This is a genomic window from Novipirellula artificiosorum (assembly GCF_007860135.1).
Taxonomy (GTDB): domain Bacteria; phylum Planctomycetota; class Planctomycetia; order Pirellulales; family Pirellulaceae; genus Novipirellula_A; species Novipirellula_A artificiosorum.
Window position 1 is genome coordinate 32886 of the sequence record NZ_SJPV01000007.1, and the last position, 12946, is coordinate 45831.

At 52.9% G+C, this 12946-nt stretch carries 12 protein-coding genes; 2 read left to right on the plus strand and 10 right to left on the minus strand.

Going from position 1 to position 12946, the window contains the following annotated elements; all coding sequences use genetic code 11:
• Nucleotides 1-445: 445 nt before the first annotated feature.
• The 3 genes from Poly41_RS18940 to Poly41_RS18950 form a co-directional block, all read right to left on the minus strand.
• Nucleotides 446-4438 (minus strand): efflux RND transporter permease subunit, encoded by a 3993-nt coding sequence (locus tag Poly41_RS18940; RefSeq protein ID WP_146528311.1) that lies wholly within the window; start codon nucleotides 4436-4438, stop codon nucleotides 446-448.
• A gap of 121 nt (nucleotides 4439-4559) precedes the next feature.
• Nucleotides 4560-6875 (minus strand): efflux RND transporter periplasmic adaptor subunit, encoded by a 2316-nt coding sequence (locus Poly41_RS18945; protein ID WP_146528312.1) that lies wholly within the window; start codon nucleotides 6873-6875, stop codon nucleotides 4560-4562.
• Between the two features lie 109 nt (nucleotides 6876-6984).
• Nucleotides 6985-7896: an anti-sigma factor family protein gene (locus Poly41_RS18950; RefSeq protein WP_146528313.1), complete on the minus strand. Its 912-nt coding sequence runs from the start codon at nucleotides 7894-7896 to the stop codon at nucleotides 6985-6987.
• 62 nt (nucleotides 7897-7958) lie between these two features.
• Here Poly41_RS18950 and Poly41_RS18955 point away from each other — a divergent pair, with 62 nt between their 5' ends.
• Together Poly41_RS18955 and Poly41_RS18960 are read left to right on the plus strand one after the other, a co-directional pair.
• Nucleotides 7959-8585 carry a hypothetical protein gene (locus Poly41_RS18955; RefSeq protein ID WP_231615777.1) on the plus strand — a complete coding sequence of 209 codons (627 nt, stop codon included), beginning with the start codon at nucleotides 7959-7961 and terminating at the stop codon, nucleotides 8583-8585.
• Nucleotides 8586-8705: 120 nt separating this feature from the next.
• Entirely contained in the window at nucleotides 8706-9641 is a 936-nt protein-coding gene (locus Poly41_RS18960) for a hypothetical protein (RefSeq protein WP_146528315.1), read from the plus strand.
• A gap of 326 nt (nucleotides 9642-9967) precedes the next feature.
• Here Poly41_RS18960 and Poly41_RS18965 read toward each other — a convergent pair whose 3' ends face one another.
• The 7 genes from Poly41_RS18965 to Poly41_RS18995 form a co-directional block, all read right to left on the minus strand.
• Entirely contained in the window at nucleotides 9968-10255 is a 288-nt protein-coding gene (locus tag Poly41_RS18965) for a DUF1580 domain-containing protein (protein WP_146528316.1), read from the minus strand.
• A complete protein-coding gene (locus Poly41_RS18970) occupies nucleotides 10252-10482 on the minus strand; it encodes a hypothetical protein (RefSeq protein WP_146528317.1) in 231 nt (76 codons plus the stop codon). Before Poly41_RS18970 ends, Poly41_RS18965 begins: the two co-directional genes overlap by 4 nt.
• Nucleotides 10472-10786, minus strand: coding sequence for a hypothetical protein (locus Poly41_RS18975; protein ID WP_146528318.1), 315 nt, complete (start codon nucleotides 10784-10786; stop codon nucleotides 10472-10474). The genes Poly41_RS18970 and Poly41_RS18975 overlap by 11 nt, the downstream gene beginning before the upstream one ends.
• On the minus strand, nucleotides 10776-11069 hold the full coding sequence (locus Poly41_RS18980) for a hypothetical protein (protein ID WP_197231441.1): 294 nt from the start codon (nucleotides 11067-11069) through the stop codon (nucleotides 10776-10778). Before Poly41_RS18980 ends, Poly41_RS18975 begins: the two co-directional genes overlap by 11 nt.
• A gap of 338 nt (nucleotides 11070-11407) precedes the next feature.
• Entirely contained in the window at nucleotides 11408-11695 is a 288-nt protein-coding gene (locus Poly41_RS18985) for a hypothetical protein (protein ID WP_197231442.1), read from the minus strand.
• Nucleotides 11692-11970, minus strand: a complete 279-nt coding sequence (locus Poly41_RS18990) for a hypothetical protein (RefSeq protein ID WP_197231443.1) — start codon at nucleotides 11968-11970, stop codon at nucleotides 11692-11694. Before Poly41_RS18990 ends, Poly41_RS18985 begins: the two co-directional genes overlap by 4 nt.
• 217 nt (nucleotides 11971-12187) lie before the next feature.
• On the minus strand, nucleotides 12188-12538 hold the full coding sequence (locus tag Poly41_RS18995) for a hypothetical protein (RefSeq protein WP_146528319.1): 351 nt from the start codon (nucleotides 12536-12538) through the stop codon (nucleotides 12188-12190).
• Nucleotides 12539-12946: the final 408 nt, after the last annotated feature.

A 12946-nucleotide genomic window follows, 5' to 3' on the forward strand; every position in this document is an offset into this window, starting at 1 on the left:
GTGTCCAAACAAAGAGGCGTAACATCCATCATCCACTGAACGTCCACGATCAGCCGATGGTTCATCTCTGGTGCGACCTGGCATTCACAGCCGGATTCACACGGACAAGGCGACTCCGGGGGGGACGGTTCGCCATCGCCACACGGATTGCTTTGACTCTTTGAGCAACAACAATCGCAATCCGTGACCGCAGCTTCGACGCTCGCCACCTGCGCATCGCCACCCGCACAGCAGACTGGGCAGGCGATCACACGAAGTGCGATAAACGATACGAAAAGCAGACGAAACATTCGGAAGTGCAGTCCGGTTTTTTTAATTGTTCTGGCGTCGTGAGTATGAGTATAGGTTAGGTTGAGAACAGCCCACCCGCAAGGCCGATATCGTAAATAGGGAGAATGGGAACTTTCACATAGCTCCCCACTCCTTTACTCCCCACTTCACTTCATCAAGCATCCTCCGCGAACCTCGGATCGTCAATACCTAGCCGTAGTTTCCATTCCATGGCAGCACAATAAAGCACTGGCACAACCAGCATCGTCATGATCTCGATTGTCATGCCGCCGAAACTGGGGATGGCCATTGGCACCATGATGTCGCTGCCCCGACCGGTTGAGGTTAACACCGGGATGAGTGCTAATAGTGTCGTGGCGGTGGTCATTAAACACGGTCGGACACGACGCATGCCTGCCGTGACGGTTGCTTCGCGTGCGTGTTTAGCGTTAGCAATGCGGTCCTTGCGGAAACTCTCGTCCAAGTAAGACGCAATGACCACTCCGTCATCACTGGCGATTCCAAACAAGGCTAAGAAACCAACCCAAACAGCAACACTGAGGTTGATCGTGTGGACTTGGAATAACGTCCGCATGTTTGTTCCAAGAAAATCAAAATCTAAGAACCATGTTGTGCCGTAAAGCCAGAGCATGATGAATCCGCCTGCCCACGCGATCATGATGCCACTAAATACAAGCGATGTCGTGATGACGGACTTGAATTGGAAATAGAGGATCAAAAAGATGATCCCGAGGGCCAAGGGGAGAACGACCATCAATGTCTTTTGTGAACGTATTTGGTTCTCGTAGTTGCCTGCGAACGTATAACTCACACCCGCCGGCAGCACCAACTCACCACTGTCGATCTTCTCTTGAAGAAACGCTTGGGCGTCCTCGACCACATCGACTTCCGCATTGCCGGCCTTCATGTCGAACAGGACGTAGCCAAGCAGGGACGTGTCCTCGCTCTTGATTACTTGTGGACCGCGCAAATAACGTATCTCCGCAAGCTGCTCCAACGGAATCTGCTGGCCCATTGCCGTGGGAACGAGGATTCGTTCGAGGGATTCTGCATCGTCTCGCAGTTCTCTCGCGTATCTCACACGCACGGGGTAACGTTCACGTCCTTCCACCGTCGTCGTGATTCGTCGACCACCAATCGCGACTTCGATCACATCCTGAACCGTCCGAATGTGCAAGCCATATCGCTTGATCGCATCACGGTCGATATCGATTTCCAAGTAGGGCTTGCCGACGATCCGGTCGGCAATCACCGCCGACGCCTGGACCGTTGGAACTTGCTTCAACAAGCCCTCAATTTGCAGTGCAACTCGTTCGATCGTTTCCAGGTCAGGTCCTTTGACTTTCATTCCCATCGGAGCCCGCATTCCACTCTGCAACATTACGATTCGAGCCGCGATCGGTTGCAGTTTCGGGGCCGATGTTGTACCGGGAATGTCCGCTGCCTCGGTAATCTTCTCCCAAATGTCGTTAGGTGATTTGATTTCATCACGCCACTGGCGAAATGGCCTGCCGTCGGAATCTTCGATCAGTTCGCCCTTCGCATCTCGAACGTACTCGTTCGCTGCATCGTCGTACCGGAATTTCAAACGGTTGCCATCCTTGTCCGTTTTATACTCGGATTTGTACGAGATAAACGTCTCGATCATGGAGATCGGAGCGGGGTCCAGGGGACTTTCGGCACGACCAATCTTGCCCACCACGGAATCAACTTCCGGTATCGAAATGAGGAATTTGTTTTGCAGTTGCAACACATCCATCGCTTCACCGATCGACGCATGTGGCATCGTCGTCGGCATGTATAGGAACGAACCTTCATCCAATGGCGGCATGAACTCTTTGCCTAAGCCCGGCAGGACATCGGTTGCAGCGACCCAGGGTTGACTGTCGCGAATCGCTGTTTCCGAAACTCCAATAAGGGACGCGGATTTAGGAATGAACGAAAAGACTTTGTCAAATCCTTGCCACGCACTTGCTCCAAACAGGACGATCAGAGTAGGGAGAGTTAGAAATGCAATTTTATGATTCAAGCACCAGCGGAGAAGAGGTTCGTAAAGGATACGCTGGAAGAACGTAAAGAAGCCAAGTAGCCCTCCGATCAGTAGGCCAACAAACATCAGATTGCGTGCCAATCCTTTCTGTGGTCCAAGAGGCAACCAGTGATCGGTTAGTAACACTCCTACCACAACCACTGCGACCGCACTCGCCGCGTAAGGCCCATATTTGCGATATTTCTCGGGGATGAATCCCTCAAGCAATTGGTACAAACCAAGACCGGCGATAATTGCACCTGCCCACCAAGAAACAAGAAAGGCGATCAAAATTCCTGCTGCGACCAGAGAAATCATGAGGTATCGCCGCAGTGCTCCGCGTTTCAGCGGTCGGCCCATCAGAACATGAGCCGCAGGCGGAATGATCGTCAGTGCAACGATGACTGAGGCGATCAGCGCGAATGTCTTGGTGAAAGCGAGCGGTCGAAACAACTTCCCTTCGGCTGCGATCATCGTGAACACAGGCAGGAAGCTGACCACAGTCGTAGAGACGGCCGTCAATACAGCACTGGCCACTTCGTTGGACGCTCGAAAGATCACGTGGCTGCGAGGCTCGTTCGGATCCGCCTCGTCCAAATGTTTCAATATATTTTCCGTCAGAATGATCCCCATGTCCACCATGGTCCCAATGGCGATCGCGATGCCTGAAAGAGCGACGATGTTGGCGTCGACGCCGAATGTCTTCATCGCGATGAAACACATCAAGACGGCAAGCGGCAACAAGACGCTGATTAAGAACGAACTGCGAAGGTGCAACACCATCACCAAAATCACGATAATCGTGACGAGGATTTCTTCGGTTAACGCAGTGTTCAGGGTTCCGAGTGTTTCATAGATGATGCCGGTACGGTCGTAAAACGGCACGACTCGAATTTGACTTGTCGTAATCCAAGTCGGCCAATCACTGCGAGGTGTCGAACGAAGATGGCTGACCCACACATCGTGATCCGGCTCGGTTCCCTCAGGCGGCGTCAGGTTGTGTGTCTTTGCGTAAGCCATGACCTGCGATGGCGTGGTTTGTGTGTAGTCAATCAGTACCTTGGTCGGCAGACCTGGAGAAATCTCTAAGATTTTCTCTTTGACGTTCTTGATCGCTTCGAGCGGGTTGAATCCATATCGGACCACGGCAACTCCACCGACCGCCTCGGAACCTGCCTTGTCCAACGCTCCACGCCGTAGCGCAGGCCCCAACGAGACGTTGGCAACATCCGCGATCGTGATCGGCACATTGTCCGTCACTTTCAAAACGGTTTTCTCGATGTCTTCGACTGCCTCGATAAAACCGAGACCACGAATCACGTATTCCGCCTTGTTGATTTCGATCGTCCTCGCTCCGACGTCAACATTCGTCATTCGCACTGACTGAAAGACGTCTTCCAACGAAACCTTGGCCGCACGCATGGCATCGGGATCAACATCGATTTGATACTCTTGGACAAATCCGCCGATCGAGGCAACTTCGCTGATCCCTTCGGCGGACGTCAACGAATAGCGAACGTACCAATCTTGCGTCGTCCTAAGTTCATCCAAATCCCAACCGCCAGTCGGATTGCCATCGGGGTCTTGTCCTTCGAGCGTGTACCACAGAATCTGACCGAGTGCCGTTGCGTCGGGACCCAACGCCGGTTGGACGCCTTCGGGCAACGTCCCGGCGGGAAGGCTGTTGAGCTTCTCCAGCACTCGAGATCGTGACCAGTAAAACTCGGCATTCTCGTTAAAAATGATGTAGATGGTCGAGAAGCCGAACATCGAGTAGCTGCGAATCGTCTTGACTTCGGGGATACCCAACAAGGCGACCGTCAGCGGATAACCAATTTGGTCTTCGACGTCTTGCGGAGATCGCCCCATCCATTCGGTGAACACGATTTGCTGGTTTTCGCCGATGTCGGGAATGGCATCGACGGGAACGGGATTACGCGGCAGGCTACCGACTTGCCAATCGAACGGCGCGACCATGATCCCCCACATCATGATCGCCAGAACGAATAATGTCACGACAAGCTTGTTGTGAATGCAGAACCAGATGATGCCGCCGAGAATGGTACGACGACCCGCTTCAATGTCGGGAGCGATTGTGTTTTCGGTGGTGTCAGTCATGAATTGAGAGTATATGAGTCAAAAGTTGAGAGCCGATGGCTAGCTCGGAAGTCGCGTTGAGTATGGAGACAAGGAGACAGCAGAGACTTTTCCTGACCCCTACTCTCATTCCCTCCCACGCTCATAGCTTCTCTACTTTGTCGGCGCATTTCAGCATCGACTTGCCGTAATAGGGATTTCGGACTTTGTCATCAGTCTGAACCCAACTCGCACCACGACCATCGAATGCCATCGGACAATGCAACTCGAAAAGTGGTTGATCAAACTGGATCCCGAAGGATCGTTGTAACGTCAGTAGCTCGTCGGAAAGCAACGCAAAGGCCGATCGCAATGAATCAAGATCGGTCGCATTCGCGAGACGCGCCGCGATCGTTGACAAACTGTTGCGTTCAGCAGTCCAACGTTCCGCCGCTTTTTCCTTCAGTGATTCAGCATTGATGGAACTAACGGCTTTGTGAAGTCCATCGACAGCAGCCATTGCAGCATTTGCATCGTCACTCGACAACGCTTCTCCGATCGCCAAATATGGCGGTAATAACCGAGTTAGCTCTGTACGAAACTCAACCGGAACCTCAAGCGGCATCTCTGCCATGTCGTGTCCTGCATGAGCCAAACCGAACATCTTCGTCAATCGCTCGGCATGACGTTTTGTGACAAGGTAAATACGATCCGCTGGCTGCAACGTAAGGATATCCTGACCTTCCACGGCATCGTTGTTTAACAGCATCGCAAACTCTCGCCACTGGGCTTTCATGTCACTTGAAAGCGGATTGGCATCCACCGCCGCGACCTGTAGCCCAAGCTTCTTAAATGCCTCACGAATTCTTTCTAAGTCTGCCTCTTCAATGGATTGACCAATCGCGTCCACTGCGCCGACGGTTTGATGCAGTTGAGCCTCCAGTTTCGCGGGAAGGGACATACCCGAATGTCCCGCCATCGCCTCACCACCTGCACTCGTTTTGGAGCCACCTCCGTGGTCATGACCACCGCCGCCTCCACCTTCGGGCGTCATCATCGAAGGCTTGGCAGAAATCTGTAACGCACTGTCGAGCTTGAAGTTGCCGTTGGTGACAACCAGATCGCCTTCTTCCAATCCTGCTTTCACGAGGTAGTAGTCGCCTGCACGGGGACCGAGTACGATTTCGCGTCCTTCGTACGTCGGTTGCTCGGCATCAGGGATCTGCAGATACACGATCGCCCGCGTGCCGGTCAGCAAAGCCGCTGAGACCGGGATCACCAATGGTTTTGCGGCGTCGCTGGGTTCCGCAGTGACGTATCCGAGTGTTTCGGCTTTCACTAAGGGCATACCGCAGATCGGGCAATCACCAGGTTCATCCTTCACGATTTCGGGATGCATCGGACCGATCCATTTGCCAGCCAATGACGCATCGAGTACTCGGCCACCCGCAGCGATCTTTGAACGAACGATGGCACGAACGAACATCTCTGGTTTTAGACGCCCATCTTCGTTTGACACATTAACACGGACCTTCACCGTTCGAGTTGCCTCGTTAAGCACTGGATTGATAAACGCAACTCGCCCCTTAAACACTTCGCCGGGATACGCTTCGGTGGTGAACTCAACTTCTTGGCCATACCTGAGCCATGCCAAGTCAGATTCGTAAGCATCCATCTGGACCCACAATTTCGTCAGGTCCGCAACCGTATAGATGCGGTCGCCAGTCCGGACTCGGTCACCTTCTTGACGAAGTTTCTCGATCACGATACCGCCGACTGGTGAGTAGATCGTGATATGATCGGTGGGTTTCCGCCGCTGCTCAATTTCCTGGATTTGCTTCTCCGTGATCCCAAGCAATCGGAGTTTCTCGCGAGCCGATTCCGCTAGATCGATCGATTCGATGAACCGCGATGTGGGACGATTCACATCGGACTCAACTGCAGTGATCAATTCCTCTTGAGCCGTGTAGAGTTCTTCGCTGTAGATGTAGGCCATGTGGTCGCCTTTGTTGACTCGCACACCGGTGTAGTCGACGTACAAGCGATCCAGACGACCGGATACCCAAGCTGTAATGTGAGCTAGACTGGTTTCGTCATAATCGATCTTTCCGACCATTCGCACGTTTGCGGTCACGTACCTGCGAGTGACGGGGACCGTTTGCACGTTCATCAGTTTCTTGACATCCGAACTGATGGAAACCGTCCGCACTCCGCCAACGGATTTCTTGACCGGAACTAAGTCCATGCCACAGATCGGGCAATCGCCAGGGCCATCGCGGCGAATTTGCGGGTGCATTGAACATGTCCAAATCGCCGGCTCGGCGTCAGCCGTCGGTGCCGCAGTCGAGGCTGTCGTGCTATCACCGCTAGGAGTTGACGGACCACGTAATGACCAAGCGATGGCAAAGCCGATCACGGCAAACGCGACTGCCTGAGCGATCCAAAGTTTCCGTTGATGTCGTTTGATTAGGTCTTTCATATCGTCTTTGCGTTTGGAAGAAAGAGAGTCTGGGAGATAGGGGAGTTTGGGAGACAGGGAGTCTGGGAGAATAATATGTCTCCCTGACTCCCCCTCTCCGTTTCTGTTTTCAGGTCTTCTCAAGCCAATCGATTAACTCACCCAGTTCGGCTTGATTGCGAACGCCCACGGCTGTGACGCTACGCGAACCACGCCGCCACGTCGCTGCGATACTCGAATCGAGATCCACTAAGCAGCACTCCGTATCACCACATACCGTCTGACTGGTCTTGCGATCACCAAACCACTCGGTCTTCTCATCATCGTGCTCGAACAAAACCAGCGTTGAACCGTCGCTACGCTTACAGACTGCCTTCACACAAGTGCAACATGGCATCTTCAAGACGCTCGTGGATGCCAGTGAATACCCGTCCGGTAGTCCACCGGCGACCGCTGGTCGATAGCCAACTAATTGCACAGCCGACTCAGCGGGAACCGTCGTCCCTTCGTATTTGCTCAAGAGAAATCGTTCCGCTGCATCGGGGTCATTGGGAAGCGTCTTCAAATAGTGATCCATCGTCATCGCGAACTCAGCACTATGTTCGTGCTCATGATCATGCACTGCCGCCATGGGACCTGTATCCGAGTCACGCGAATGACGTGCCGCTATGACGCCCAGTCCGAGTAGAATCAATACCGCGGCCGCAACTGCGAAATGTCGCAGTCCCAGCCAGCCGTTCCGCTGGGTGGGAGCAAGCAACGAAGATGTTTGGATGAGCGGAGCCAGCGACTCACCCTCAACTAGGCTGGCACCTTTCGTCGAGCTGGCGTCGAGCCGCTGGGACAGGTTCGTCCATATGGACGCGGGTGCCTCCAATTTCGGTGAGCGTGCGAACTCCTCCGTCAGACTAGCGAAACTGGCTAGTTCGGACGCACATTGTTCACACTCGGCAAGATGTTGCTTCACGGCTTCGTTTGCCGGAGTATCCAGTTCGCCATCGTAGTAGGCCGACAATTGCTGTCGAACGTCAGTGCATTTCATGGCAATCGCCTTGTTTCAAAATCATTCAATTACTGAGACGCTGCCTTTTTGATGAACGCTGCGTGGGTTTTCTTCACCAAAGACCGGGAATTATCCAGAAAAAGATTCAAGTAACGATGCCATTGGCACGGATTTTCCACTTTTTCGCGAAAACCGTGAAGAAACCGAGCCGGCGACCATCTAAAGGGGTGTACGCAGGAATTCATTTCGGCGCGAAACAGAATTGCAACGGAATAAAATCCGTTCTACTCGCACACCCCCAAAGGAAGATGAAACTCTTAATTCCAACCACCCTTGCGTTAATTCTTATGGCTGGCATTTATGGCTGTAATTCACCTGAGTCAGATTCGCTACCAGCGAGCCCGTCAGCCATCGAGAATGAAAGTGGCGATCACGATTCAATGAATCACGACGAGCATGAGCATGAAGGTCACGACCACGCTCAGCACGATGCCGTTGCAAAGACCGACATGGAAAAGATGACTGAGGCACTCGCGGACCTGCCGCCCGAGGATCGGGAATCAGCGATGAAACAGCACTTCTGCCCTGTCAGCGGCGAAATGCTCGGGGTGATGGGAGAGCCTGAAAAGGTCGAAGTGAAGGGACAGACGGTATGGATTTGCTGCGACGGCTGTAAAGACAAACTTCTTGCTGATCCAGACAAATACCTCGCCAAAATCAACAAGTAAATCAGAATACTTTCCGCTTCCCACCTAAACCCACTAACCGTCCGTCCTCGCTCAACGTGAGCGTGGCCTTGCAGCTATGTCGGAATGAATTCCGGCCTACATTCACCCCAGAGAAACGCAATGAAGATGCGCAACCTACTCGCGGCAACGGCTGTCGCGACCACGACTCTTTCCTTTTCCCCACTCGCCTCCGCTCAGATGTCGCACGCTGACCATGATCATGGTGCGATGCAGCATGCCCAATCCAGTCACGATCACACCGCCATGACGGAATCGCCCGAGACGAGCGTTGGTCCACATGGTGGCACGGTTCAAATGGTCGGCTCGCGGAGAATCGAAACCGTCCTTGTTCCGAAAGGAATCATGTTCATGATTCTGAACTCGAAAGGAGAACCAATCGCACCACCCGATGTGGAAGGTACGGTTTCGCTACGAGTCGGCAACAACCCAAAACTGCATACCTACCAAATGCGGATTCTGAAAAATCAAGCGGTCGGAGTCGCCGTCGATCTTTCCAAGGTCACCGACCAAGCATTGCACATGGATGTTGAGATCACCAATATCGCTGCTAAACCAGTCTCATTCCATTCGATGTCAAAAGTCATCGGAAGTTCAACCGGTGCGGGCCTAAGTGATGAAGAACTCATTGCATTGCAAGGAGTATGTCCGATCAGCGGCAAACCACTCGGCTCGATGGGCCAACCGCCCAAGGTGATGGTCAACGGCAAGTCACTATTTGTTTGCTGCGGCGGATGCAGCGGCAAGGTAGAAGCATCACCTGATCAATACTTCACGAAGTTCTATTCTGCGGAAGGAGAAGAAGTTCGACCGGGCGTTTTTAAATCAACGCTCGCTGATGCCGCAGCGATAGCCGCCCAGAAAACCTGTCCGGTGATGGATGAAAAGCTCGGTGGGATGGGCGTGCCACTAAAGGTCAACGTAAAAGGAAAAGCCGTCTACATCTGTTGCGCCGGTTGTGCAAAGAAGCTTGCCGCAGAGCCAGACAAGTACCTACAAAAGCTATCCCAATCAGGCGTCACGCCCCCAGCGATGTAGTAAGCAGTACAGCCGTGAGGTACCAAGGGCGGCGTGCCGCAATCGGGTAAGTCTAAACCAAACAGACTTGTTCCGATCGCGCGCCGTCCTTCGTGCTTTCTTGTCCTGAAAAAGCGTGAGGTAGGCCGTTGTGGTACCTGGCCAACAGGGGAAACGGATGGTTGCTATGATGTGGTTGTGATTTGAGTTTGAATCCAAAATCAAGACTGCGTGTTGATCGCTGCGATCTTGGCGAACTCGACTGCTTGATGGGCCGTGTTGATCTCTCCGTCCAAGTAGGAAGCCGGCTCGCGGTACTTAGTTTTACCGGTGCCGGCGCAGAGAGATTACAGTCCAGCAGCATCGAGTGCTGCTTGGACGGCGGCTAGATCGGACTCGGGTAGGGCAGGCGTGCGGTCGATGCTGGTGTGCAAAAACCGCTCGATCGATTCGAGTGTCGTATAGCGAATTCCGCCACTCATGACGGTTTCGAGCTTACGCCCGCGTGTCCCTTTGGTGGCCCAGCGATAGACGGTTGAATAATGAACCTTCTTTCCTCGTCGCTTTGGAACGTGACGAGGAACTTCAGAAAGTGGAATGGATGTTTCCTTACTCAAGTCGATTCGCCGGTTCATCGCCCAGTTTCCTTATTGTCAAAGATCCAGCGGTAGGCTTCATCCAGTGCCAAGCGGAGTAGCGGCACGTCGTCATGACCGAATCGACGCGATTCCTTCCAATCTTTCCCGTTTCGGTAGAGCCGAAGGGTTGATAGTGAAAACGATGAAGTGGACCTGGAACGGCGACGATAGATCCGTACGACGACAAGGCCACGACGGATTTCATGTAGCGGTTTAGCTGCCATTGTCCACCTCACTTCCTGGAGGAACGACGTGGTCGAGACTTTCGGCATAATTGCCCATCACTTTGCGTCCTTCACTGTCCATCCACTCCGCGTCCGCGAGCGTGAGGGCCAGCGCATGGCAAAGCTTTGCGAATGCTTGGAGATCTTCTTGCCGTAAAGTAAGCGTGCGTCCATGGCCTGGAACCCGTCGCTGTACACTGAACCGGCATTCGTAACCTTCGTCACGGGAAACAGGAGAAATCAGATCACCGGCACCAAGCGTAGCGTAGGGAGGTTTTCGATCGGGTTGGGTGTCATCTTGCATCGTATTGCTCCCGGATCTCTTGGGCTTCGCGAGTTTGAATCGTTCGTGACCAGATCCAGGCGTAAGCCATTTCGGCGGCTTTCGCTACGACCGGCAAGTCATCACGATTGAATGAGGTGGTTTCTTTCCAGACTTCGCCGTCACGATAACTACGCGAAACAGCGACGCTGTACCAAGTCCTTTGACCCTCGCCACCGTTTTCCCAGATCGAAACTCTGATCCGAGAAAGTTTGATTTCATGAATGGGCTTCCTGGCCGGACCTGACTGATTCGGCATACTCATTTGCAACACCTTGTTTTGATTGCGATAGAACAGGGAATAGCAACGATCAAGACGAGTGAGTCATCGAAGGTTGCTCCAAGTCTTTATGATTGCTCAGCAACGGCGATCCGAAACGCGATTTTGGGGTGAATCTGACTTCGCTCGAATCATCAGTGCTTTGATGTTGGTATTTGCCTATTGCAATCCGAAATCATTTCATGGCACCCTCTGAAGAGTCGCGATCGCTGCGTCGCAAGCGTGGTGCGCGGGTTGAAAGAAAGCTCAGGCGAGAAGCGGAGAACTAATGTTCCACCGCTTCCCTCCCGAACAAAGATCAAGAGGTTTGATCAAGACCGAGTTTAGTATTCACTCGGAAGCAGGACTGTCGTGGCGTGACGGCCTGCTTCCGTGATGATCCAAAACTTCGTTCCCTTGCGATCCTTATAGACCGAGAACAATCTCGATCCGACTATCAAAGCTTCTTCATTGGCTTCCCAGTCCTCTTTACAACAATCGCCCCAGTCACCGGCAAGATGACGGTGGATTGCTGCAAAGACATCCACTTGTTCAATCTCCTCGGCTGCGCCGGGGGTGACTGACAGATATCCATACTCGAATTTCGGCTTTTCTGTGATTATCAACATCATCGGATTGCCCCTCCTTGTTGTGCAGAATCATTCTTTACTGCGTTAATCTTTGCCTCACGACGTAGAATCCAGCCGTAAGCCATGTCGATCACCTTGTTTACAACTGGCAGATCATCACGTCCGAATGACGGGCTGCTCTGCCATTTGCCACCTTCTTGATAGAACCGCGAGAGCGTCAAGTTGAACCACAAATCGTGATCCTTTGACTTGTTCGCCCAGATAGCGGCTCGTATCTTTCCAATTTGGATTTCATGGGTTGGCCTTTGCTTCTCCATGACACCTCCTTTCATTGCGCACGCCGGAACTCCTATCGGTAACGACGTGCTGGGTTTGAAAACGAACAGATCGAGACCTGTCCGTCGCTACGAGTCACGGGATTGCCGCAACTCGGTCGCTAGTTCGCCTCGGATCGATCGCCCGCGAGCGATTCCGATCCGAGGCACAATGGTGCAAGTGACTAAGCCGTGCCGGACGGCGTAATCACTTGCGAAACTAACTCAGTGCTGAGGCGGCTGCTTCGGCTAACAACATCGTTAGCACGTAGATAAACACGCCTAGCACTCCGACAAACACATCACGTTTCGACAACCAGCCCGAAGACTCGGGAATCAATGGTGATGCTTGGGCTTTCTTAGGGTTCAACAGCACTTCGGCAATGTGCGCACCGCGATAAGGAATCCCTGAAAAGAGCGAAATCGAATCCGGCAATGACTCACCCGACAAATAATGGCAACGACCATCGGTCGCTTGTATCATCATCGTGTGAATCCGCCGAGTTGTCGTTCGCCCATTCTCGGTGTGAATAACCTTGCAAAAACCTTGACCGTTGGCTGCGAGTGCCATAGTCAATCCTCCTTGTTTGTTGCGGCTACATACCGCATACGTTGGTTCAATCGCTTCCAATAAAGGGAGCGAGCAACGACGCCCGAAGGTATCATTGTGATCTTTTTCCGTGGTTGATCGTTGAACTCGATTCACAGGGTTGTCTCCATCGAGAACCAATGCAAACGGCTCCAACAGGAGCCATCTGCCGACACACACATACGAGTTGATTTGTTAAAAAATCAGCTCTCCATCCTTTGCCCCGTTGTCTCTGTCGGGCGGGATGTGAGTCGCGTGTGTCTGCTGCCACGATTTAAATTCTGGGCAGGTGGTCAGAATACTAAGTCCCTTGTTTAATCCTCGAAGGGCGTGAGGTTGATGTGCAGTCAGTATAGAAGCGTCGCCAGGACGCAAACTGCGATTTCGAGG

What these genes read in the sequence shown, in the direction of transcription:
- Poly41_RS18940 (WP_146528311.1), bottom strand. Translation starts at nt 4,438, where the DNA reads ATGACTGACACCACCGAAAACACAATCGCTCCCGACATTGAAGCGGGT.
- Poly41_RS18945 (WP_146528312.1), bottom strand. Translation starts at nt 6,875, where the DNA reads ATGAAAGACCTAATCAAACGACATCAACGGAAACTTTGGATCGCTCAG.
- Poly41_RS18950 (WP_146528313.1), bottom strand. Translation starts at nt 7,896, where the DNA reads ATGAAATGCACTGACGTTCGACAGCAATTGTCGGCCTACTACGATGGC.
- Poly41_RS18960 (WP_146528315.1), top strand. Translation starts at nt 8,706, where the DNA reads ATGAAGATGCGCAACCTACTCGCGGCAACGGCTGTCGCGACCACGACT.
- Poly41_RS18965 (WP_146528316.1), bottom strand. Translation starts at nt 10,255, where the DNA reads ATGAACCGGCGAATCGACTTGAGTAAGGAAACATCCATTCCACTTTCT.
- Poly41_RS18970 (WP_146528317.1), bottom strand. Translation starts at nt 10,482, where the DNA reads ATGGCAGCTAAACCGCTACATGAAATCCGTCGTGGCCTTGTCGTCGTA.
- Poly41_RS18975 (WP_146528318.1), bottom strand. Translation starts at nt 10,786, where the DNA reads ATGCAAGATGACACCCAACCCGATCGAAAACCTCCCTACGCTACGCTT.
- Poly41_RS18980 (WP_197231441.1), bottom strand. Translation starts at nt 11,069, where the DNA reads ATGAGTATGCCGAATCAGTCAGGTCCGGCCAGGAAGCCCATTCATGAA.
- Poly41_RS18985 (WP_197231442.1), bottom strand. Translation starts at nt 11,695, where the DNA reads ATGATGTTGATAATCACAGAAAAGCCGAAATTCGAGTATGGATATCTG.
- Poly41_RS18990 (WP_197231443.1), bottom strand. Translation starts at nt 11,970, where the DNA reads ATGGAGAAGCAAAGGCCAACCCATGAAATCCAAATTGGAAAGATACGA.
- Poly41_RS18995 (WP_146528319.1), bottom strand. Translation starts at nt 12,538, where the DNA reads ATGGCACTCGCAGCCAACGGTCAAGGTTTTTGCAAGGTTATTCACACC.